Raw genomic sequence first — 20,187 nt, 5'->3', positions numbered from 1 at the left:
AGGGATACGACAGTGCCACGTTCTCTGAAAAAAGGTCCTTTTATTGATCTTCACCTACTGAAGAAGATCGAAGTGGCGGCGGAAAAGAACGATCGCAAACCAATTAAGACTTGGTCGCGTCGTTCGATGATCCTGCCACAAATGGTCGGTCTGACCATCGCAGTACACAACGGTCGTCAGCACGTCCCAGTTCTCGTTAACGAAGACATGGTCGGCCACAAACTGGGCGAGTTCGCCGGTACCCGCAACTATCGCGGGCACGTGGCAGACAAGAAAGCCAAGCGTTAAGGGGTAAGGAAATGGAAGTAGCCGCTAAGTTGTCGGGCGCTCGAATCTCCGCCCAGAAAGCCCGCTTGGTCGCCGACCAGATCCGCGGGAAGAAGGTGGGCGAAGCGCTCAACCTGTTGGCTTTCAGCAGTAAGAAAGCCGCCGAGATCATGAAAAAAGTGCTGGAGTCGGCCGTAGCCAACGCCGAGCATAACGAAGGCGCAGACGTTGATGACCTGAAGGTCAGCACCGTTTTCGTCAACGAAGGGCGTTCGCTGAAGCGCATCATGCCACGTGCCAAAGGCCGTGCTGATCGCATCGTCAAGCGGTCTTGCCATATCACTGTCAAGGTTGCTGACAAGTAACGGAGTCGAAGAGATGGGTCAGAAAGTACATCCCATTGGCATTCGCCTGGGAATCGTCAAGGAGCACACCTCCGTCTGGTACGCAGACGGTCGGACTTATGCGGACTACTTGTTCGCTGATCTGAAGGTGCGTGAATACCTCCAAGACAAACTAAAAAGCGCGTCCGTAAGCCGTATCGATATCCATCGTCCGGCCCAAACTGCACGCATCACCATCCATACCGCTCGTCCAGGTATTGTTATCGGGAAGAAAGGTGAAGATGTTGAGAAACTGCGTCAGGACCTGACCAAGCAAATGGGTGTGCCTGTGCACATCAATATCGAAGAGATCCGCAAGCCGGAGCTCGACGGTATGCTGGTTGCGCAGAGCGTAGCTCAGCAGCTGGAGCGTCGTGTAATGTTCCGTCGCGCCATGAAGCGCGCTGTACAGAACGCCATGCGCATTGGTGCCAAAGGCATCAAAATCCAAGTGAGCGGTCGTCTCGGCGGTGCTGAAATTGCACGTACTGAATGGTATCGCGAAGGTCGTGTGCCACTGCACACCCTGCGTGCCGACATCGACTATGCCAACTACGAAGCTCACACCACTTACGGTGTGATCGGTGTAAAGGTTTGGATCTTCAAAGGCGAAGTAATTGGTGGTCGCCAAGAAGAGCTGAAGCCACAAGCACCAGCGCCTCGTAAAAAAGCTGCTAAGTAAGGGGTACGCCAAATGTTGCAACCTAAGCGTACGAAGTTCCGCAAGCAGATGACCGGCCACAACCGTGGTCTGGCACTGCGCGGTAGCAAAGTCAGCTTCGGCGAGTTCGCGCTGAAGTCTGTAGCTCGTGGTCGTCTCACCGCTCGTCAGATCGAGTCAGCGCGTCGTGCACTGACCCGTCACGTAAAACGTGGCGGCAAGATCTGGATCCGTGTATTCCCGGACAAGCCGATCTCCAAGAAGCCTCTCGAGGTTCGTATGGGTAAAGGTAAGGGTAACGTGGAGTACTGGGTTGCCCAGATTCAGCCAGGCAAAGTCCTGTATGAAATCGAGGGTGTTTCTGAAGAGCTGGCGCGTGAGGCTTTCGCCCTGGCTGCTGCAAAGCTGCCGCTCGCCACCTCCTTTGTTAAACGGACGGTGATGTGATGAAAGCGAATGAACTTCGTGAAAAATCCGCACAGCAGCTGAACGAGCAACTGCTCGGCTTGCTGCGCGACCAGTTCAATCTGCGCATGCAGAAAGCAACTGGCCAGTTGGGGCAGTCTCATCTGCTCTCGCAAGTTAAGCGTGACATTGCTCGCGTGAAGACTGTGCTCAACCAGCAGGCAGGTAAGTGATCATGGCTGAAGCCGAAAAAACTGTCCGTACGCTGACTGGCCGTGTTGTCAGCGACAAGATGGACAAAACCATCACCGTTCTGATCGAGCGTCGCGTTAAGCACCCGATCTACGGTAAATACGTTAAGCGTTCGACTAAGCTGCACGCGCACGACGAAACCAATCAGTGCCACATCGGCGACAAAGTCACTATTCGTGAAACTCGTCCGATGGCCAAGACCAAGTCTTGGGCGCTGGTTGATGTTCTCGAACGCGCTGTGGAAGTCTAAGGGCTAGGGGTCGGAGAAATTATATGATTCAGACTCAATCCATGCTCGATGTGGCCGATAACAGCGGCGCTCGCCGTGTTATGTGCATCAAGGTGCTGGGTGGCTCCCATCGTCGTTACGCTGGTATCGGTGACATCATCAAAGTTACCGTGAAGGAAGCAATTCCTCGCGGTAAGGTGAAAAAAGGCCAAGTGATGACTGCTGTTGTAGTCCGCACTCGTCACGGCGTACGTCGTGCTGATGGCTCCATTATCCGCTTTGATGGCAACGCTGCTGTTCTTCTGAACAACAAGCAAGAGCCGATCGGCACCCGTATCTTTGGGCCAGTGACCCGTGAACTTCGTACTGAGAAGTTCATGAAGATCGTCTCGCTCGCCCCAGAAGTGCTGTAAGGAGATCCGACATGCAAAAGATTCGTCGTGACGACGAGATCATCGTGATCGCCGGCAAAGACAAAGGTAAGCGCGGTAAGGTGCTGAAGGTTCTTGCTGACAACCGTCTGGTTGTTGGTGGTCTGAACCTGGTCAAGCGTCATACCAAGCCTAACCCGATGTCGGGCGTACAGGGCGGTATCGTCGAGAAAGAAGCGCCACTGCACGCTTCCAACGTCGCCATCTTCAACGGCGAAACCAACAAGGCTGACCGCGTTGGTTTCAAAGTAGAAGACGGTAAGAAAATTCGTGTCTTCAAGTCGACCCAAAAAGCGGTTGATGCTTGAACACTGCTAGGTAGAAGACCATGGCACGACTAAAAGAGATTTACCGGAAGGAAATCGCTCCGAAACTTAAGGAAGAACTTAAGCTTTCGAACGTGATGGAAGTTCCGCGCGTTACCAAGATCACCCTGAACATGGGTCTGGGCGAAGCGATCGGCGACAAAAAAGTCATCGAGCACGCTGTTGCTGACCTGGAAAAGATCACCGGCCAGAAAGTCGTTGTGACCTACGCTCGCAAATCCATCGCTGGCTTTAAAGTCCGTGAAGGTTGGCCGATCGGCGTCAAAGTGACCCTGCGCCGTGAGCGTATGTACGAGTTCCTGGATCGTCTGCTGTCGATCTCCCTGCCTCGGGTTCGCGACTTCCGCGGCCTGAATGCCAAGTCCTTCGATGGTCGTGGCAACTACAGCATGGGCGTGAAAGAGCAGATCATTTTCCCGGAAATCGACTACGACAAGATCGATGCTCTCCGCGGTCTGGACATTACCCTGACCACCACTGCCAAGAACGATGATGAAGGCCGCGCTCTGCTGCGTGCTTTCAAATTCCCGTTCCGCAACTGATTGGAGTAGGAAAATGGCCAAGAAGAGCATGAAAAACCGTGAGCTGAAGCGTCAGCTCACCGTTGCCAAGTACGCCGTCAAGCGTGCAGCGCTGAAAGCTATCATCGTCGATCTGAACGCAAGTCCAGAAGCGCGTTGGGAAGCTACCGTAGCTCTGCAGAAGCAGCCACGTGACGCAAGCGCTTCGCGCATGCGTAACCGTTGCCGTCTGACCGGTCGTCCGCACGGCGTTTACCGCAAGTTCGGCCTCGGCCGTAACAAACTGCGTGAAGCGGCAATGCGTGGTGACGTTCCGGGTCTGGTTAAAGCCAGCTGGTAATGACTGTCAAAGCCTTGATGGTCGGGGTCGCAAGAACCTGACCATCGGTGGCCTTGAAGTTGAATCAAGCCCCTTTTGGGGCTTGATTCATTTCTGGGGTGTGTCTAGAATGACCGGCTCGCCTGAGCCCGTGTTTTTTACGCCCGGAGTTTCTCGGCGACAAGTAGTAGCCGCAAGGCTAATTTTTCTGTATTAGGAGCGTCTAGCCCATGAGTATGCAGGACCCGTTAGCGGACATGCTAACTCGAATCCGTAATGCCCAGATGGCTGAAAAGTCCGTCGTAAGCATGCCGTCTTCCACGTTGAAGGTGGCTGTAGCAAAAGTCCTGAAGGACGAAGGTTACATCGCGGGTTATCAGATCAGCAGCGAAACCAAGCCGCTGCTGTCCATCGAGCTGAAATACTTCGAAGGCCGTCCGGTCATCGAGGAAGTGAAGCGCGTTAGCCGTCCAGGCCTGCGTCAGTACAAGTCCGTCGAAGATCTGCCAAAAGTACGTGGCGGCCTCGGTGTGTCTATCGTCTCCACCAACAAAGGTGTGATGACTGATCGTGCTGCGCGCGCTGCCGGTGTCGGCGGCGAAGTTCTTTGCACTGTGTTCTAAGGGGGGATAAGCATGTCTCGCGTCGCTAAGAACCCCGTTAAGCTGCCAGCCGGTGTCGAAGTAAAATTCGCAGGCCAACAGCTTTCGGTGAAGGGTGCCAAGGGTACTCTTGAACTGAACGTCCATTCGTCCGTTGAAGTCGTTGAAGAAGCCGGTGAGCTGCGTTTTGCTGCTCGCAATGGCGATCAACAGACTCGCGCAATGGCCGGTACCACTCGTGCGTTGGTAAACAACATGGTCCAGGGCGTAAGCCAAGGCTTCGAGCGCAAGCTCCAGCTGGTCGGTGTTGGTTACAAAGCGCAAGCAAAAGGTCAGGTGCTGAACCTGGCTCTTGGCTTCTCGCACCCAGTGGATTACGAACTGCCGGAAGGCATCACCGCTGAGACTCCTAGCCAGACCGATATCCTGATCAAGGGCATCGACAAGCAGCTGGTAGGTCAAGTGGCCGCCGAGATCCGCGACTTCCGTCCACCAGAGCCGTACAAAGGCAAAGGTGTGCGCTACGCGGACGAAGTCGTCCGTCGTAAAGAAGCCAAGAAGAAGTAGGGCATAGCAAATGACCGACAAAAAAGTTACTCGACTGCGTCGCGCTCGCAAAGCACGCCTGAAAATGCACGAACTCGAAGTCGTGCGTCTCTGCGTGTTCCGCTCTTCGCAGCACATCTACGCCCAGGTCATTTCGGCCGACGGCAACAAAGTCCTGGCAAGCGCCTCGACTTTGGATAAAGAACTGCGTGATGGCGCCACTGGCAACATCGACGCGGCCACTAAGGTTGGCCAGCTGGTCGCTACGCGTGCTAAGGCCGCTGGCGTCTCGCAGGTGGCTTTCGACCGCTCTGGCTTCAAGTACCACGGCCGCGTTAAAGCGCTGGCTGATGCTGCTCGTGAAGCTGGGCTGGAGTTCTAAGTTATGTCAAATAACGACCAAAAGCGCGACGAAGGCTACATCGAGAAGCTGGTTCAAGTTAACCGCGTAGCCAAAACCGTTAAAGGCGGCCGTATCTTCACTTTCACCGCGTTGACCGTGGTTGGTGATGGTAAAGGGCGTGTTGGCTTCGGCCGTGGCAAGTCGCGTGAAGTGCCTGCTGCGATCCAGAAGGCAATGGAAGCTGCTCGCCGCAACATGATCCAGGTTGATCTGAACGGCACCACTCTGCAGTATGCAATGAAGTCCGCTCACGGCGCTTCGAAGGTGTACATGCAGCCTGCTTCTGAAGGTACCGGTATCATCGCTGGCGGCGCTATGCGTGCTGTCCTCGAAGTTGCTGGCGTTCAGAACGTTCTGGCCAAGTGCTACGGCTCGACTAACCCGGTAAACGTGGTTCACGCCACTTTCAAGGGTCTGAAAGCTATGCAATCTCCTGAGTCCATCGCTGCCAAGCGCGGCCTGACTGTCAAGGAGATCTTCTGATCATGGCTACCGTTAAAGTAACGCTGATCAAAAGCATGACCGGCCGCATCCCTAACCACAAACTGTGCGTTAAGGGTCTGGGTCTGCGTCGCATCGGTCACACTGTAGAAGTCCAGGATACTCCCGAGAATCGCGGGATGATCAACAAGGCTTACTACATGCTGCGTGTCGAGGGTTAATCGATGAAACTCAATGATCTGAGTCCAGCGCCGGGTTCCCGTCGCGAAAAGCATCGTCCGGGCCGTGGTATCGGTAGTGGTTTGGGTAAGACTGGTGGCCGTGGTCACAAAGGTCAGACTTCCCGCTCCGGTGGCACCATTGCTCCAGGCTTTGAAGGCGGTCAACAGCCGCTGCATCGTCGCCTGCCGAAGTTCGGTTTCGTTTCCCTGAAAGCCATGGATCGCGCAGAAGTGCGTCTGTCCGAGCTGGCTAAAGTGGAAGGCGACATCGTCACCGTGCAGTCCCTGAAAGATGCCAACGTGATCAACGTCAACGTGCAGCGTGTGAAAATCATGCTGTCCGGTGAAGTGGCTCGCGCTGTCACTATCGGCAAGGGAATCGGCGCCACCAAAGGTGCGCGTGCGGCTATCGAAGCAGCTGGCGGCAAGTTCGAGGAATAAATGGCTAAGCAAGGTGCTCTCTCTGCGCTCGGCAAAGGCGGTATGTCTGAACTTTGGGCTCGTCTGCGTTTTCTGTTCCTGGCGATTATCGTCTACCGAATAGGCGCACACATCCCGGTTCCAGGTATCAACCCGGACCGACTCGCAGACCTGTTTCGACAGAATGAGGGGACCATTCTTAGCTTGTTCAACATGTTTTCCGGCGGCGCGCTGGAGCGGATGAGCATCTTTGCACTGGGGATCATGCCGTACATTTCGGCATCGATCATCATGCAACTGATGACCGCCGTCAGTCCGCAGCTGGAGCAGTTGAAGAAGGAAGGTGAAGCTGGCCGTCGCAAGATCAGCCAGTACACCCGCTACGGCACCGTCGTCCTCGCTCTCGTTCAGGCCATTGGCATGTCCATTGGTCTGGCGGGACAGGGCGTTGCGTTCACTGGTGACTTTGGCTTCCATTTCGTCGCGGTCTCCACGTTTGTGGCTGGCGCGATGTTCATGATGTGGCTGGGTGAGCAGATTACTGAGCGTGGTGTAGGCAACGGTATCTCGATGTTGATTTTTTCGGGTATCGTCGCCGGTCTTCCGAGAGCAATCGGGCAGTCTTTCGAGTCTGCGCGTCAGGGCGATATCAATATCTTCGCCTTGGTTGCCATCGGTTTGCTGGCAGTAGCGATTATCGGTTTCGTGGTGTTCATTGAGCGTGGTCAGCGTCGTATCGCTGTTCACTACGCCAAGCGTCAGCAGGGCCGCAAGGTTTTTGCTGCGCAGACAAGCCACTTGCCGCTGAAGGTGAACATGGCCGGTGTTATTCCGGCTATTTTCGCGAGCAGCATTTTGCTGTTCCCGGCTTCGTTGGGTGCCTGGTTCGGTCAGTCTGAAGGTATGGGCTGGTTGCAGGACATCTCGCAGTCGATCGCTCCTGGTCAGCCGTTGAATATTCTGCTGTTTAGTGCAGGGATTATTTTCTTCTGCTTCTTCTATACGGCGTTGATGTTCAATCCGAAAGACGTAGCGGAAAACCTGAAGAAGTCCGGTGCCTTTATTCCGGGCATCCGTCCAGGTGAGCAGTCCGCACGCTATATTGATGGCGTTCTGACTCGCTTGACCATGTTCGGTGCTCTTTACATGACGGCCGTGTGCTTGTTGCCCCAGTTCCTGGTGGTTGCAGCAAACGTTCCGTTCTACCTTGGCGGGACCTCGTTGCTGATCGTGGTCGTGGTTGTGATGGACTTCATGTCCCAAGTACAATCGCACCTCGTTTCGCACCAGTACGAATCCCTGATGAAGAAAGCCAACCTGAAGGGTTACGGCAGCGGCATGTTGCGCTGAGTACCCATAAGGTTCGAGGAGTTGGTGATGAAAGTTCGTGCATCGGTGAAAAAGCTGTGCCGTAACTGCAAGATTATTCGCCGCGAAGGTGTTGTTCGAGTAATTTGCAGCGCGGAACCGCGTCACAAACAGCGCCAAGGCTGAGTGTGATTGTGCTTCAAGCCCGGTAGCTAGTGCGCTACCGGGTTGATTATTTGTTATTACAGCGATATTATCTCGCGCCCTATTTCTTGGCTTCCGGGGCGTAGGTAGCTGTCAATTGGAGTCCCACTGAATGGCCCGTATTGCAGGCGTTAACATTCCAGATAACAAGCATACTGTTATCTCGCTGACCTACATCTATGGTGTTGGTCGCACTACTGCACAGAAGATCTGTGCAGAGACTGGGGTAAACCCAGCCGCAAAGATCAAGGATCTGAGCGACGAGCAGATTGAACAGCTGCGTGGCGAAGTGGCGAAGTTCACCACTGAAGGTGACCTGCGTCGCGAAATCAACATGAAAATCAAGCGCTTGATGGACCTCGGTTGCTATCGCGGTCTGCGTCATCGTCGTGGTCTGCCAGTACGCGGTCAGCGTACCAAGACCAACGCGCGTACCCGTAAAGGTCCGCGTAAGCCGATCCGCAAGTAATCGCCCCAGCGAATCGACAGGAATTTAATCATGGCAAAACCTGCTGCTCGTCCTCGTAAAAAAGTTAAAAAGACAGTGGTTGATGGCATCGCCCACATCCATGCCTCTTTTAACAACACCATCGTGACCATCACCGACCGTCAAGGTAACGCTCTTTCCTGGGCTACCTCCGGTGGTTCGGGTTTCCGCGGTTCCCGCAAGTCCACCCCGTTCGCTGCTCAAGTAGCTGCTGAGCGTGCTGGTCAAGCTGCGCTGGAATACGGCCTGAAAAACCTCGACGTGAACGTCAAGGGCCCAGGTCCAGGTCGTGAATCCGCAGTCCGCGCTTTGAACGGCTGTGGCTACAAGATCGCCAGCATCACCGACGTGACGCCAATCCCGCACAACGGGTGCCGTCCGCCGAAGAAGCGCCGCGTGTAATCCAGGAGATTGTAAAGAATGGCTCGTTACATTGGTCCAAAATGCAAACTCGCTCGTCGCGAAGGCACCGATCTCTTCCTGAAGAGCGGCGTGCGCGCGATCGAATCGAAGTGCAACATTGAAGCAGCACCTGGTATCCACGGCCAACGCCGCGGTCGCCAGTCCGATTACGGCACCCAACTGCGCGAAAAGCAGAAGGTCCGTCGTATCTACGGCGTTCTCGAGCGTCAGTTCAGCGGCTACTACAAAGCTGCTGCCAGCAAGAAAGGTGCAACTGGTGAAAACCTGCTGCAACTGCTCGAATGCCGTCTGGACAACGTTGTATACCGTATGGGCTTCGGTTCGACTCGTGCCGAATCCCGTCAGCTGGTATCGCACAAGTCGATCAGCGTTAACGGCCAGACCGTAAACGTTCCGTCCTACCAGGTTCGTGCTGGTGACGTGGTTGCTGTTCGCGAGAAGGCAAAGAACCAACTTCGCATTGTCCAAGCTCTCGAGCTGTGCGCCCAACGTGGTCGCGTAGAATGGGTAGAGGTAGATGCTGAGAAGAAGTCGGGCGTTTTCAAGAACGTTCCTGCTCGCAGTGATCTGTCCGCCGACATCAACGAAAGCCTGATTGTCGAGCTCTACTCCAAGTAAGTAAGGGCTAGAAAATAGGTGCATCCATGCAGATTTCGGTAAATGAGTTCCTGACACCCCGCCACATTGATGTGCAGGTTGTCAGTCCAACCCGCGCCAAGATCACTCTCGAGCCTCTCGAGCGTGGTTTTGGCCACACCCTGGGCAACGCGCTGCGCCGCATCCTGTTGTCCTCAATGCCCGGCTGCGCAGTAGTCGAGGCCGAGATTGACGGTGTGCTCCACGAGTACAGCGCCATCGAAGGTGTACAGGAAGACGTAATTGAAATCCTGTTGAACCTTAAAGGTCTGGCCATCAAGCTGCACGGTCGTGACGAAGTTACGCTGACCTTGTCGAAGAAGGGTTCGGGGGTGGTTACCGCTGCCGATATTCAGCTGGATCATGATGTCGAGATCGTTAATCCCGATCACGTAATCGCTAACCTGGCGTCTAACGGCGCCCTGAACATGAAGCTCACTGTAGCTCGTGGTCGTGGTTATGAACCAGCCGACTCGCGTCAGAGCGATGAAGACGAAAGCCGCAGCATCGGTCGCTTGCAGCTTGACTCTTCGTTCAGCCCGGTTCGCCGTATCGCATACGTGGTGGAAAACGCCCGTGTCGAGCAGCGTACCAACCTGGACAAGCTGGTTATTGATCTGGAAACCAACGGTACCCTGGATCCTGAAGAGGCTATCCGCCGCGCTGCAACCATCCTGCAACAGCAGTTGGCTGCGTTCGTCGACCTCAAAGGTGACAGTGAGCCAGTGGTTGTCGAGCAGGAAGACGAGATCGATCCGATCCTGCTTCGCCCGGTTGACGATCTGGAACTGACTGTACGTTCGGCTAACTGCCTTAAGGCGGAAAACATCTACTACATCGGCGACCTGATTCAGCGTACCGAAGTAGAGCTGTTGAAGACTCCGAACCTGGGCAAGAAATCCTTGACTGAAATCAAGGACGTTCTGGCCTCCCGCGGTCTGTCCCTCGGCATGCGCCTCGACAACTGGCCGCCTGCAAGTCTTAAGAAGGACGACAAGGCGACTGCCTGATCGTCGTAATCACCGAACGTAGTGTTTGGTAAGGAATGAACCATGCGTCATCGTAAAAGTGGGCGTCACCTGAGCCGCACCAGCTCGCACCGCAAGGCCATGTTCCAAAACATGGCGGTGTCGCTGTTCGAGCACGAGCTGATCAAAACTACTCTGCCAAAAGCCAAAGAACTGCGCCGCGTTGCCGAGCCGCTGATCACTCTGGCCAAGACAGACAGCGTTGCTAACCGTCGTCTGGCTTTCGACCGTACTCGTTCGAAAGCTATCGTTGGTAAGCTCTTCAACGACCTGGGCAAGCGTTACGCTACCCGTGAGGGTGGCTACCTGCGCATCCTCAAGTGCGGTTTCCGCGCTGGCGACAACGCGCCTATGGCGTACGTCGAACTGGTTGATCGTGCTGTCGGCGGTGAAGCTGTATCCGCTGAGTAAGACGTCAGTCTGAAACAAAGAACCGGGCCTAGTGCCCGGTTTTTTGTGCCTGTAAGAAATGCGCTGTTCGTACAAGCTTCTACCCTGTTTGGGTCTGCACTATGTGTGCGGATTGATCGTTAGTTTTTATCTATTGATGACCATAAGTTAATGAATTTGTGGCTGTCATATTGATGATCGATACTCCCCAGCAAGCCGATTAGCCGGCAGTTCAAGACCGATAGAGGATGAAGATCGCATGAGCCAGAACAAGACGCTTACGACCGCCAGTGGCGCACCTGTCGCCGACAACCAGAACTCTCGCTCCGCTGGCCCTCGTGGCCCGTTGCTGCTCGATGACTTCCACTTGATCGAGAAGCTCGCCCACTTCAACCGGGAAAACATTCCTGAGCGTCGTGTACACGCCAAGGGGTCGGGTGCCTACGGCACTTTTACCGTCACCCGTGACATTACTCAGTACACCAGCGCCAAACTGTTTTCTGCCGTCGGCAAGCAAACCCCGACATTCCTGCGCTTCTCCACTGTAGGTGGCGAGCGTGGCTCGGCTGACACCGAGCGCGATCCACGTGGCTTCGCTCTCAAGTTCTATACCGAAGAAGGCAACTGGGACATCGTTGGCAACAATACGCCCGTGTTCTTCATTCGTGATCCACTGAAATTCCCTGACTTTATCCACACCCAGAAACGCCTGCCGCAAAGCAACCTGAAAAGCGCGCAGATGATGTGGGACTTCTGGTCGCATTCGCCTGAAGCGCTGCACCAGGTCACGATTCTGTTCTCTGATCGCGGTATTCCGGACGGATATCGCCATATGCACGGTTTCGGCAGTCACACCTACAGCCTGATCAGTGCTCAGGGCGAGCGTCACTGGGTGAAGTGGCACTACAAGACCAAGCAAGGGATCAAGAACCTTGCGCCGGCAGACGCTGCACGCCTGGCGGGCACTGATCCGGATTACGCACAGCGTGACCTGTTCGAAGCCATCGAGCGTGGTGACTTCCCGAAATGGAGCGTATGCATCCAGATCATGACCGAAGCCCAAGCCGCTGCGCACTATGAGAACCCGTTCGACGTGACCAAGACCTGGTCGCAAAAGGAGTTTCCACTGATCGAAGTGGGTGAACTGGAACTGAACCGTAACCCGCTCAACTACTTTGCCGAAGTCGAGCAAGCCGCGTTCGGCCCGAGCAACATGGTGCCTGGCGTAGGTCTGTCGCCAGATCGCATGCTGCAAGGTCGGGTATTCGCGTACGCCGATGCCCACCGCTACCGCGTAGGTACCAATCACCAGCAACTGCCAGTGAACGCTCCGCGTAGCCCGGTGAATACTTACCAGCGTGATGGTTCGATGGCTTTTGGGAGCAATGGTGGCGCAGCGCCTAACTACGAGCCGAACAGCTACGTGGAGTCGCCGAAACAAGCGCCGCACTACGCCGAGCCTGCACTGGCCCTGAGCGGCGCGGCTGATCGTTACGATCACCGTGAAGACACTGACTACTACAGTCACGCCGGTGCGCTGTTCCGCTTGATGAGTGACGAACAGAAAGCGCTGCTGGTCAGCAACATCGCCGGGGCGATGGCGGGGGTGTCGAGTGACGTCGTCGATCGTCAGCTGCAGCATTTCTACAGGGCCGATCCGGCGTACGGAGAAGCAATCGCAAAGCTGCTCAACGTACAGCTTAACGAAGTCTAAACGAGAAGCAGAACCGCCCTCATTTGGGCGGTTTTTGCGTTATTTAGGCTGCTTTTCTCGGAATATCTTCGCTTTTATTGCGTTAAGTGAGTGACCTTCCAGTCAGGTTGGTTCAAACTACAGACTTTCAAGCAGGGAGATGTAGGGCGATGCAAGGCCACCCAGACGTTATCGATTACCTCAACACGTTGCTGACCGGCGAACTGGCCGCGCGTGACCAATATTTCGTTCACTCGCGGATGTATGAGGACTGGGGATTCACCAAGCTCTACGAACGAATCAACCACGAGATGGAAGAAGAGGCCGGTCATGCCGATGCGCTGATGCGCCGGATTCTGATGCTTGAAGGCACCCCGCGCATGCGCCCGGATGATCTGGATGTCGGCACTACGGTGCAAACCATGCTCGAAGCGGATCTGCGCCTGGAGTACAAGGTGCGCGCCGCGCTGTGCAAGGGCATCGAACTGTGCGAACAGCACGGCGACTATGTCAGCCGCGAGATCCTGCGGGTTCAGCTCAATGACACCGAGGAAGATCACACCTACTGGCTGGAAAAGCAGCTCGGCCTGATCAAGCTGATCGGTATCCAGAACTACCTGCAGTCCCACGCGTCCTGATTGCAATTGATACAAAAAAAGCCCCTGTCACTGACGAAGTGACAGGGGCTTTTTCATGCCCGGCAATCAGGCCCGATCGCGAATCAACAGCGGCTTGAGATAGTGACCGGTGTGAGATTGCTTCATCTCGGCCACTTCCTCCGGCGTACCGGTGGCGATGATCTGTCCACCTTTCGAACCACCCTCGGGGCCAAGATCCACCAGCCAGTCGGCCGTCTTGATCACGTCGAGGTTGTGCTCGATCACCACCACGGTGTTGCCGTGGTCGCGCAGGCGATGCAGTACGTCGAGCAGTTGCTGGATATCCGCGAAGTGCAGACCGGTGGTCGGCTCATCGAGGATGTACAGGGTTTTGCCGGTATCGCGCTTGGACAGTTCGCGGGACAACTTGACCCGTTGGGCCTCACCACCAGACAGCGTCGTGGCCGACTGCCCGAGCTTGATGTACGACAGGCCCACATCCATCAGCGTTTGCAGCTTGCGCGCCAGCGCCGGCACCGCGTCGAAGAACTCCCGCGCTTCCTCGATAGTCATCTCGAGGGTTTCGTGGATGCTCTTGCCCTTGTATTTGATCTCCAGGGTTTCGCGGTTGTAGCGCTTGCTCTTGCACACGTCACACGGGACGTAGATGTCCGGCAGGAAGTGCATTTCCACCTTGATCAGACCGTCGCCCTGGCAGGCCTCGCAACGCCCGCCCTTGACGTTGAACGAGAAACGCCCCGGCCCGTAACCACGGGAGCGGGACTCGGGCACGCCGGCGAAGAGTTCGCGAATCGGCGTGAACAGGCCGGTGTAGGTCGCCGGGTTGGAGCGCGGCGTGCGGCCGATCGGGCTCTGGTCAATGTCGACGACCTTGTCCAGATGTTCCAGGCCCTTGATGCTGTCGTGGGCTGCCGCTTCCAGGGTAGTCGCGCCATTGAGTGCCGTGGCACTCAGCGGGAATAGCGTGTTGTTGATCAGCGTCGATTTGCCGGAGCCGGAGACGCCGGTCACGCAGGTCAGCAGGCCGATCGGGATTTCAAGGTCGACGTTGCGCAGGTTGTTGCCCCGCGCGCCCTTGAGCGACAGCACCTGTTTCTTGTTGCGCGGCGTGCGCTTGGCCGGCACCTCGATCTTGACCCGGCCCGACAGGTATTTACCGGTCAACGAATCCGGGTGCGCCATGACCTCGTCCGGCGTGCCTTCAGCGACGATCTGCCCACCATGAACACCGGCGCCCGGGCCGATATCCACTACGTAGTCGGCCAGTCGAATCGCGTCTTCGTCGTGTTCGACCACAATCACCGTGTTGCCGATGTCGCGCAGGTGCTTGAGGGTGCCGAGCAGCCGATCGTTGTCGCGCTGGTGCAGACCAATCGACGGCTCATCGAGGATGTACAGAACACCCACAAGGCCCGCGCCGATCTGGCTGGCCAGACGAATCCGCTGCGCTTCACCGCCAGACAGAGTGTCGGCACTGCGATCCAGCGACAGGTAGTCGAGACCGACGTTAACCAGAAACTGCAGGCGCTCGCGGATTTCCTTGAGAATCTTGTCGGCGATCTCGCCACGGCGGCCGGTCATCTTCAGCGCGCCGAAGTAATCGCAGGCATCGCCTATCGGCAGGTTGGTCACCGCCGGCAGGGTTTTCTCTCCGACCCACACATGCCGCGCTTCGCGACGCAGACGGGTGCCACGGCAATCCGGGCACGACTGGGTGCTGAGGAACTTCGCCAGTTCTTCACGCACGCTGGCCGATTCGGTTTCGCGGTAGCGGCGCTCAAGGTTCGGCACGATACCTTCGAACGGGTGCGAGCGTTTGACGATGTCGCCCCGGTCGTTGAGGTATTTGAAATCGACGTTCTGTGAACCGCTGCCGTGTAGGATGAACTTCTGCTGATCGGCCGGCAGCTCGTTGAACGGCTGCTCCAGACTGAAGCCGTAATGCGCGGCCAGCGAGCCGAGCATCTGGAAGTAATAGACGTTGCGCCTGTCCCAGCCACGGATCGCGCCTTCGGCCAGGGTCAAATCACCGTTGACCAGTCGCTTGATGTCGAAAAACTGCTTCACCCCCAGACCGTCGCAGGTCGGGCAGGCGCCGGCCGGGTTGTTGAAGGAAAACAGCTTGGGTTCCAGCTCGCTGATCGCGTGGCCGCAGACCGGGCAGGCGAAGCGCGCGGAGAAGATCATCTCTTCGCCCGGCTCGTCGTCCATCGGGGCAACCAAAGCGATGCCGTCGGCCAGCTTCAGCGCGGTTTCGAAGGATTCGGCCAGACGCTGCTGCAGGTCGGCGCGAACCTTGAAGCGGTCGACCACCACTTCAATCGTGTGCTTCTTCTGTTTATCCAGTTTCGGCAGTTCGTCCAGCTCGCAGAGCCGGCCGTTGACCCGGGCCCGGACGAAGCCCTGGGCACGCAGTTCTTCGAACACCGACAGGTGCTCGCCCTTGCGCTCGCGGATCACCGGCGCCAGCAGCATCAGCTTGCTGCCTTCCGGCTGAGCCAGCACCAGGTCGACCATCTGGCTGACGGTCTGCGCTTCCAGCGGAATGTCGTGATCCGGGCAGCGCGGCGTACCGACGCGCGCATAAAGCAGACGCAGATAGTCGTAGATTTCGGTGATGGTGCCGACCGTGGAACGCGGGTTGTGCGAGGTCGACTTCTGTTCGATGGAGATCGCCGGCGACAGGCCTTCGATGGTGTCGACGTCGGGTTTTTCCATCATCGACAGGAACTGCCGGGCATAGGCCGACAGGGATTCGACATAGCGGCGCTGACCTTCGGCGTACAGCGTGTCGAAAGCCAGGGAAGACTTGCCGGATCCGGACAGGCCGGTGATGACGATCAGTTTGTCCCGTGGCAGGGTCAGGTCGATGTTCTTCAGGTTGTGGGTGCGGGCCCCACGAATCAGGATCTTGTCCAAAATGGCCTCGCTCGGCGGGCGTCGAAAACACAGGAGTATACGGCCAAATACTGGATGGATGCACACTATCAAGTGAAGGGTTTTTTGCCTTACATGAAGAGAGTTTCATCTGTACGCGTCAAAGCGTCGCGATATACCCCGTCTCTCGATGGGACTGGTAGAATCGCCGCCGGTTCACACGAGGTTTTTCCATGCACGATCCCCACAGCGAACGCATGAGTGGCAGCGAGACCCGCGCGGCGAGCGGTCTGGCCCTGGTGTTCGCCTTCCGTATGCTTGGCATGTTCATGGTGTTGCCGGTACTGGCGACCTACGGCATGGATCTGGCGGGAGCGACCCCGGCCCTGATCGGGCTGGCGATCGGCGCTTACGGCCTGACCCAGGCGATTTTCCAGATTCCGTTCGGGATCATTTCCGACCGCATTGGCCGGCGTCCGGTGATTTACCTGGGGCTGATCGTTTTCGCTCTCGGCAGCGTGCTGGCGGCTCAGGCCGATTCGATCTGGGGCGTGATTGCCGGGCGGATCCTGCAGGGCGCCGGGGCGATTTCGGCGGCAGTCATGGCCTTGCTCTCCGACCTGACCCGCGAACAGCACCGCACCAAAGCCATGGCCATGATCGGCATGACCATCGGCCTGTCGTTCGCCGTGGCCATGGTGGTCGGCCCGCTGCTGACCCGTGCGTTCGGCCTGTCCGGCCTGTTTCTCGCCACCGGCGGCATGGCCCTGGTCGGGATCGTGATCGTGATGTTCATGGTGCCGAAGTCCACCGGGCCGCTGAGTCATCGCGAGTCCGGCGTTGCACGCCAGGCGTTGATGCCGACGCTCAAGCACCCGGACCTGCTGCGGCTGGACCTGGGCATTTTTGTGTTACATGCGATGTTGATGTCGAGCTTCGTCGCACTGCCCCTGGCGCTGGTCGAAAAGGCCGGTCTGCCCAAGGAGCAGCACTGGTGGGTGTACCTCACCGCACTGCTGATTTCCTTCTTCGCCATGATTCCGTTCATCATCTACGGCGAGAAGAGACGCAAAATGAAACGAGTTCTGCTCGGCGCCGTGATGACGCTGATGCTGACTGAGCTATTCTTCTGGCAGTTCGGCGACAGCCTGCGGGCTCTGGTGATCGGGACGGTGGTGTTCTTCACCGCGTTCAATCTGCTGGAGGCTTCGCTGCCGTCGCTGATCAGCAAGGTTTCACCGGCAGGTGGCAAGGGCACGGCCATGGGCGTGTACTCCACCAGTCAGTTCCTCGGTTCGGCACTCGGCGGTATTCTCGGCGGCTGGATGTTCCAGCATGGCGGTCTGTCGGTTGTGTTCCTCGGATGTGCCGGGCTGGCTGCACTTTGGCTGGCCTTTGCTGTTACCATGCGCGAACCTCCCTACGTGACGAGCCTGCGCCTGCCGTTGTCGCCCGAAGCGATCCGCGAAGCGGGTCTGGTCGAGCGTCTCAAGGCCCTCGTAGGGGTAACTGATGCAGTGATAGTCGCTGATGAAGCGGCGATCTACATCAAACTGGACACCGAATTAATGGATCGCACCACTCTCGAACGCCTGGTGAACAACCCGGCGCAGACTGCGTGCGAAGCCTAGGAGAACGTTATGGCCCGTGGGGTTAACAAAGTCATTCTGGTCGGTACTTGCGGCCAGGATCCCGAAGTACGCTACCTGCCCAACGGTAACGCCGTGACCAACCTGAGTCTGGCGACCAGCGAGCAGTGGACCGACAAGCAGACCGGTCAGAAGGTCGAGAAGACCGAGTGGCACCGCGTATCGATGTTCGGCAAGGTTGCCGAAATCGCCGGCGAATACCTGCGCAAGGGTTCGCAGGTCTACATCGAAGGCAAGCTGCAGACCCGTGAGTGGGAAAAAGACGGTATCAAGCGTTACACCACCGAGATCGTGGTCGACATGCAGGGCACCATGCAACTGCTGGGCGGCCGTCCACAACAGGGCGACCAACAAGGCGGTGGCAACAACTACCAGCAGCAGGCGCCGCGTCAGCAGGCTCCGCGTCCGCAGCAGTCGGCACCTCAGCAGCGTTCGGCCCCGGCTCCACAGCAGGCCGCACCGCAACCGGCCCCGGATTTCGACAGCTTCGATGACGACATTCCGTTCTGAGTCGCTGCTGAATTCACGCTGAATAAAAAAGGCCCGTCGCTGAACACGACGGGCCTTTTTCATGCCCGCAGGTTTTTCAGTCAAGAATCAAATGCGGCAAAAACCGGCTCGAATCCTTGGTGATCAGGCTGTTATCTTCGCGCACGCCAATCCCGGCCGCCTGGTCGCCGATCACCCACGAGCCAATCAGCGTGTAGCTGTCGTCGAACTTCGGCAAAGGGGCAAATTCCTGCAGGATGAAGGGCGCATCGGTGTAGGGCCCATCCTCTTTGACGATCAGGCCTTCAGCGGTCTGCAACTCGATGTTGGCGCCTTCCCGCGAGAAGTACGGTTTACGCACCCAGCCCTTGGGCACCGCGCTGCCCGGATTCGGGTCGAGGTGCGCGGCGAGCAGATTCGGGTGGCCCTTGTGCAACTCCCATAGAAGGGGCAGGGCACCCTTGTTGGAAAGAATCGACTTCCACGCCGGTTCGAAAAACTGGGTGTCGCATTCGGCGATCGCCGCGCCGAACGGTTCGTGGAAGATGAACTCCCAGGCGTGCAGCTTGAACAGGTGCGGGATCCAGCGATCTTCGAGATCCACGAAACGACCGTCAGCGCTCAGGCCGATGTCTTCGATGTCGATGTGCCGCGATTCGATGCCGACCTTCTCTGCGATCAGCCGCAGATAATCCGTGGTGCCCTTGTCTTCGACCGAGTCTTTCATCGAGGCGAAGTAAAACGGCCGCGTGAGTTTCAGTTCGGCGAAGGCCTCGTGCAGCCGGGTGTCGATGCTGTTGAACTGGTCCGCATGGCGCGGCAGCATCCCGCGCTCGATACATTCCTCCAGCCAGCCCCACTGAAACGCCGCCGCTTCATAAAGGCTGGTGGGCGTGTCGTAGTTGAGTTCGAGCAGCTTCGCCGGGCCCTTGCCGCTGTAGGAGAAGTCCATACGCCCGTACAGATGCGGATGACCTTCCAGCCAGGACGTTCGGATCATGTCGTAGTACGACGCCGGAATGCTCAGGCGATCCAGCAGTTCTTCGCTGTGCACGACGCGGTCGACCAGGTCCATGCACATCTCGTGCAGTTCAGTGGTCGGATCCTCCAGATCGTTTTCGATCTGTGCGAGCGTGAACTGGTAGTAGGCGCGCTCGTCCCAGTACGGCTCGTCGTCGATGGTGTGAAACAGAAAGCCGAGGCTCTCGGCGGTCTGTTTCCAGTCGTGGCGCTCGACGCAGTGGATCTTCTTCATGGTCAGCTGCTCGAACGGCCCCAGCCGCCCCAACCGCTGCGTGCGCTGGACTGGCTGCCGAAGCCGCCACGGGAGGTGGACGCAGCGACGTTGACCGGTTTGCGGTAATCGCTGTCGTAGTCCCGCTGGCTGCGGCTCGGCGCCGATTCGATGCGACGGTTCAGCGTCGAGGTGTCGTAGGTCTGGCGGGTATTGCGCTCACGATAAACCGGCCGCGAGTCGATCGCGCGGTTGTTGCTCATGGCATTGCCGATCAGCCATCCGGTGAGCCAGCCGTTGCCTGCACCGCTGGACGAGTGCGAAGTGCTGGTCTGATTGCTCTGCACGGCGGCCGCGTCGCCGGCGGGCATCTGGGCATTGGCGATCGCATCGAGGTTCTGCGCCGGCTCACCGTCCTGCGGCACTTTGAAGCCACCGAGTTTCGGTACGAAACGGCCGGCGGAATTTTTCTGACACCAGTCGGCGGCGAAGTCCGCGTCGCAGGCAGCCTTGTCGTCGTAGGCCGGGGAGATCCGCCGGTGTTCGGCCAGGGCTGCGACGTAGGCGTTCGAGCAGACATCCGGCGCCACTTCGGCGTCGACGCATTGTTCGACGCTCTGGAAGTTGCGTTGCTGCTCCTGGGCGGCCACTTCAGCGGAAATCGCCAGGGCTACCGAAGCGGCCAGCGACAGTTGAACGTACTTGCTTCGTTTCATCTCAGG

The 20,187-nt window shown here is 57.4% G+C and carries 30 protein-coding genes; 27 read left to right on the top strand and 3 right to left on the bottom strand.

The features are described from left to right. Positions 1 to 12: 12 nt before the first annotated feature. From rpsS to bfr, 25 genes are all read left to right on the top strand, one after another. On the top strand, positions 13 to 288 hold the full coding sequence (gene rpsS, locus L6D74_RS20190) for a 30S ribosomal protein S19 (protein WP_011336172.1): 276 nt from the start codon (positions 13 to 15) through the stop codon (positions 286 to 288). A gap of 11 nt (positions 289 to 299) precedes the next feature. Next, positions 300 to 632, top strand: a complete 333-nt coding sequence (gene rplV, locus L6D74_RS20185; RefSeq protein WP_003103908.1) for a 50S ribosomal protein L22 — start codon at positions 300 to 302, stop codon at positions 630 to 632. Positions 633 to 645: 13 nt separating this feature from the next. Then, positions 646 to 1,332 (top strand): 30S ribosomal protein S3, encoded by a 687-nt coding sequence (gene rpsC / locus L6D74_RS20180; RefSeq protein WP_003176422.1) that lies wholly within the window; start codon positions 646 to 648, stop codon positions 1,330 to 1,332. A 12-nt stretch (positions 1,333 to 1,344) separates the two neighbouring features. Continuing rightward, positions 1,345 to 1,758, top strand: coding sequence for a 50S ribosomal protein L16 (gene rplP / locus L6D74_RS20175; protein WP_003228729.1), 414 nt, complete (start codon positions 1,345 to 1,347; stop codon positions 1,756 to 1,758). Then, positions 1,758 to 1,949: a 50S ribosomal protein L29 gene (rpmC, locus tag L6D74_RS20170; protein ID WP_002555481.1), complete on the top strand. Its 192-nt coding sequence runs from the start codon at positions 1,758 to 1,760 to the stop codon at positions 1,947 to 1,949. The genes rplP and rpmC overlap by 1 nt, the downstream gene beginning before the upstream one ends. 2 nt (positions 1,950 to 1,951) lie before the next feature. Then, positions 1,952 to 2,218 (top strand): 30S ribosomal protein S17, encoded by a 267-nt coding sequence (gene rpsQ / locus L6D74_RS20165; RefSeq protein ID WP_003194644.1) that lies wholly within the window; start codon positions 1,952 to 1,954, stop codon positions 2,216 to 2,218. A 23-nt stretch (positions 2,219 to 2,241) separates the two neighbouring features. Beyond that, positions 2,242 to 2,610 carry a 50S ribosomal protein L14 gene (gene rplN / locus L6D74_RS20160; protein WP_002555479.1) on the top strand — a complete coding sequence of 123 codons (369 nt, stop codon included), beginning with the start codon at positions 2,242 to 2,244 and terminating at the stop codon, positions 2,608 to 2,610. A gap of 11 nt (positions 2,611 to 2,621) precedes the next feature. Continuing rightward, positions 2,622 to 2,936 carry a 50S ribosomal protein L24 gene (gene rplX, locus L6D74_RS20155; protein ID WP_003186046.1) on the top strand — a complete coding sequence of 105 codons (315 nt, stop codon included), beginning with the start codon at positions 2,622 to 2,624 and terminating at the stop codon, positions 2,934 to 2,936. Between the two features lie 20 nt (positions 2,937 to 2,956). Further along, a complete protein-coding gene (gene rplE, locus L6D74_RS20150) occupies positions 2,957 to 3,496 on the top strand; it encodes a 50S ribosomal protein L5 (RefSeq protein ID WP_003210069.1) in 540 nt (179 codons plus the stop codon). A gap of 13 nt (positions 3,497 to 3,509) precedes the next feature. Then, a complete protein-coding gene (rpsN, locus tag L6D74_RS20145; RefSeq protein WP_007955639.1) occupies positions 3,510 to 3,815 on the top strand; it encodes a 30S ribosomal protein S14 in 306 nt (101 codons plus the stop codon). A 209-nt stretch (positions 3,816 to 4,024) separates the two neighbouring features. Beyond that, the gene (rpsH, locus tag L6D74_RS20140) at positions 4,025 to 4,417 is read left to right on the top strand and encodes a 30S ribosomal protein S8 (RefSeq protein WP_003228724.1); all 393 of its coding nucleotides are present in this window, start codon (positions 4,025 to 4,027) and stop codon (positions 4,415 to 4,417) included. A gap of 12 nt (positions 4,418 to 4,429) precedes the next feature. Continuing rightward, positions 4,430 to 4,963, top strand: a complete 534-nt coding sequence (rplF, locus tag L6D74_RS20135; protein ID WP_011336170.1) for a 50S ribosomal protein L6 — start codon at positions 4,430 to 4,432, stop codon at positions 4,961 to 4,963. Positions 4,964 to 4,973: 10 nt separating this feature from the next. Beyond that, positions 4,974 to 5,324: a 50S ribosomal protein L18 gene (gene rplR, locus L6D74_RS20130; protein ID WP_003186037.1), complete on the top strand. Its 351-nt coding sequence runs from the start codon at positions 4,974 to 4,976 to the stop codon at positions 5,322 to 5,324. Between the two features lie 3 nt (positions 5,325 to 5,327). Next, complete coding sequence (gene rpsE / locus L6D74_RS20125) at positions 5,328 to 5,828, top strand: 30S ribosomal protein S5 (RefSeq protein ID WP_003176409.1); 501 nt, start codon at positions 5,328 to 5,330, stop codon at positions 5,826 to 5,828. Positions 5,829 to 5,830: 2 nt separating this feature from the next. Beyond that, positions 5,831 to 6,007, top strand: coding sequence for a 50S ribosomal protein L30 (rpmD, locus tag L6D74_RS20120; protein ID WP_003176408.1), 177 nt, complete (start codon positions 5,831 to 5,833; stop codon positions 6,005 to 6,007). Between the two features lie 3 nt (positions 6,008 to 6,010). Next, positions 6,011 to 6,448 carry a 50S ribosomal protein L15 gene (gene rplO / locus L6D74_RS20115; RefSeq protein ID WP_011336169.1) on the top strand — a complete coding sequence of 146 codons (438 nt, stop codon included), beginning with the start codon at positions 6,011 to 6,013 and terminating at the stop codon, positions 6,446 to 6,448. Continuing rightward, positions 6,449 to 7,777, top strand: a complete 1,329-nt coding sequence (gene secY / locus L6D74_RS20110) for a preprotein translocase subunit SecY (protein ID WP_003228718.1) — start codon at positions 6,449 to 6,451, stop codon at positions 7,775 to 7,777. It begins immediately after the preceding gene. A 27-nt stretch (positions 7,778 to 7,804) separates the two neighbouring features. Next, entirely contained in the window at positions 7,805 to 7,921 is a 117-nt protein-coding gene (rpmJ, locus tag L6D74_RS20105; RefSeq protein WP_002555468.1) for a 50S ribosomal protein L36, read from the top strand. A gap of 130 nt (positions 7,922 to 8,051) precedes the next feature. Beyond that, positions 8,052 to 8,408: a 30S ribosomal protein S13 gene (gene rpsM, locus L6D74_RS20100; RefSeq protein WP_009045849.1), complete on the top strand. Its 357-nt coding sequence runs from the start codon at positions 8,052 to 8,054 to the stop codon at positions 8,406 to 8,408. Between the two features lie 30 nt (positions 8,409 to 8,438). Further along, positions 8,439 to 8,828 carry a 30S ribosomal protein S11 gene (rpsK, locus tag L6D74_RS20095; RefSeq protein WP_002555466.1) on the top strand — a complete coding sequence of 130 codons (390 nt, stop codon included), beginning with the start codon at positions 8,439 to 8,441 and terminating at the stop codon, positions 8,826 to 8,828. Positions 8,829 to 8,846: 18 nt separating this feature from the next. Continuing rightward, on the top strand, positions 8,847 to 9,467 hold the full coding sequence (gene rpsD / locus L6D74_RS20090) for a 30S ribosomal protein S4 (RefSeq protein ID WP_011336168.1): 621 nt from the start codon (positions 8,847 to 8,849) through the stop codon (positions 9,465 to 9,467). A 26-nt stretch (positions 9,468 to 9,493) separates the two neighbouring features. After that, positions 9,494 to 10,495 carry a DNA-directed RNA polymerase subunit alpha gene (locus L6D74_RS20085; RefSeq protein ID WP_003186012.1) on the top strand — a complete coding sequence of 334 codons (1,002 nt, stop codon included), beginning with the start codon at positions 9,494 to 9,496 and terminating at the stop codon, positions 10,493 to 10,495. A 42-nt stretch (positions 10,496 to 10,537) separates the two neighbouring features. After that, positions 10,538 to 10,924 (top strand): 50S ribosomal protein L17, encoded by a 387-nt coding sequence (gene rplQ / locus L6D74_RS20080; protein WP_007955635.1) that lies wholly within the window; start codon positions 10,538 to 10,540, stop codon positions 10,922 to 10,924. 238 nt (positions 10,925 to 11,162) lie between these two features. Then, on the top strand, positions 11,163 to 12,617 hold the full coding sequence (locus tag L6D74_RS20075) for a catalase (RefSeq protein ID WP_085613347.1): 1,455 nt from the start codon (positions 11,163 to 11,165) through the stop codon (positions 12,615 to 12,617). A gap of 149 nt (positions 12,618 to 12,766) precedes the next feature. Then, positions 12,767 to 13,234, top strand: a complete 468-nt coding sequence (gene bfr, locus L6D74_RS20070; protein ID WP_064382244.1) for a bacterioferritin — start codon at positions 12,767 to 12,769, stop codon at positions 13,232 to 13,234. A gap of 66 nt (positions 13,235 to 13,300) precedes the next feature. Here bfr and uvrA read toward each other — a convergent pair whose 3' ends face one another. After that, a complete protein-coding gene (gene uvrA / locus L6D74_RS20065) occupies positions 13,301 to 16,135 on the bottom strand; it encodes an excinuclease ABC subunit UvrA (RefSeq protein ID WP_064599779.1) in 2,835 nt (944 codons plus the stop codon). 191 nt (positions 16,136 to 16,326) lie between these two features. On the opposite strand from uvrA, the gene L6D74_RS20060 reads away from it, so the two are divergent. Continuing rightward, positions 16,327 to 17,724, top strand: coding sequence for an MFS transporter (locus L6D74_RS20060; protein ID WP_039771979.1), 1,398 nt, complete (start codon positions 16,327 to 16,329; stop codon positions 17,722 to 17,724). A gap of 9 nt (positions 17,725 to 17,733) precedes the next feature. After that, positions 17,734 to 18,252 carry a single-stranded DNA-binding protein gene (locus tag L6D74_RS20055; protein WP_003228709.1) on the top strand — a complete coding sequence of 173 codons (519 nt, stop codon included), beginning with the start codon at positions 17,734 to 17,736 and terminating at the stop codon, positions 18,250 to 18,252. Positions 18,253 to 18,328: 76 nt separating this feature from the next. On the opposite strand, the gene L6D74_RS20050 is transcribed toward L6D74_RS20055, so the two are convergent. Next, positions 18,329 to 19,486, bottom strand: coding sequence for a glutathionylspermidine synthase family protein (locus L6D74_RS20050; protein ID WP_236190150.1), 1,158 nt, complete (start codon positions 19,484 to 19,486; stop codon positions 18,329 to 18,331). Positions 19,487 to 19,488: 2 nt separating this feature from the next. Next, positions 19,489 to 20,181 carry a DUF1190 domain-containing protein gene (locus tag L6D74_RS20045; protein WP_011336163.1) on the bottom strand — a complete coding sequence of 231 codons (693 nt, stop codon included), beginning with the start codon at positions 20,179 to 20,181 and terminating at the stop codon, positions 19,489 to 19,491. Positions 20,182 to 20,187 lie beyond the last annotated feature (6 nt).

The sequence above is a fragment of the Pseudomonas pharyngis genome (genome assembly GCF_021602345.1).
Taxonomy (GTDB): domain Bacteria; phylum Pseudomonadota; class Gammaproteobacteria; order Pseudomonadales; family Pseudomonadaceae; genus Aquipseudomonas; species Aquipseudomonas pharyngis.
This window is presented reverse-complemented; position numbering and strand designations above follow the sequence as displayed.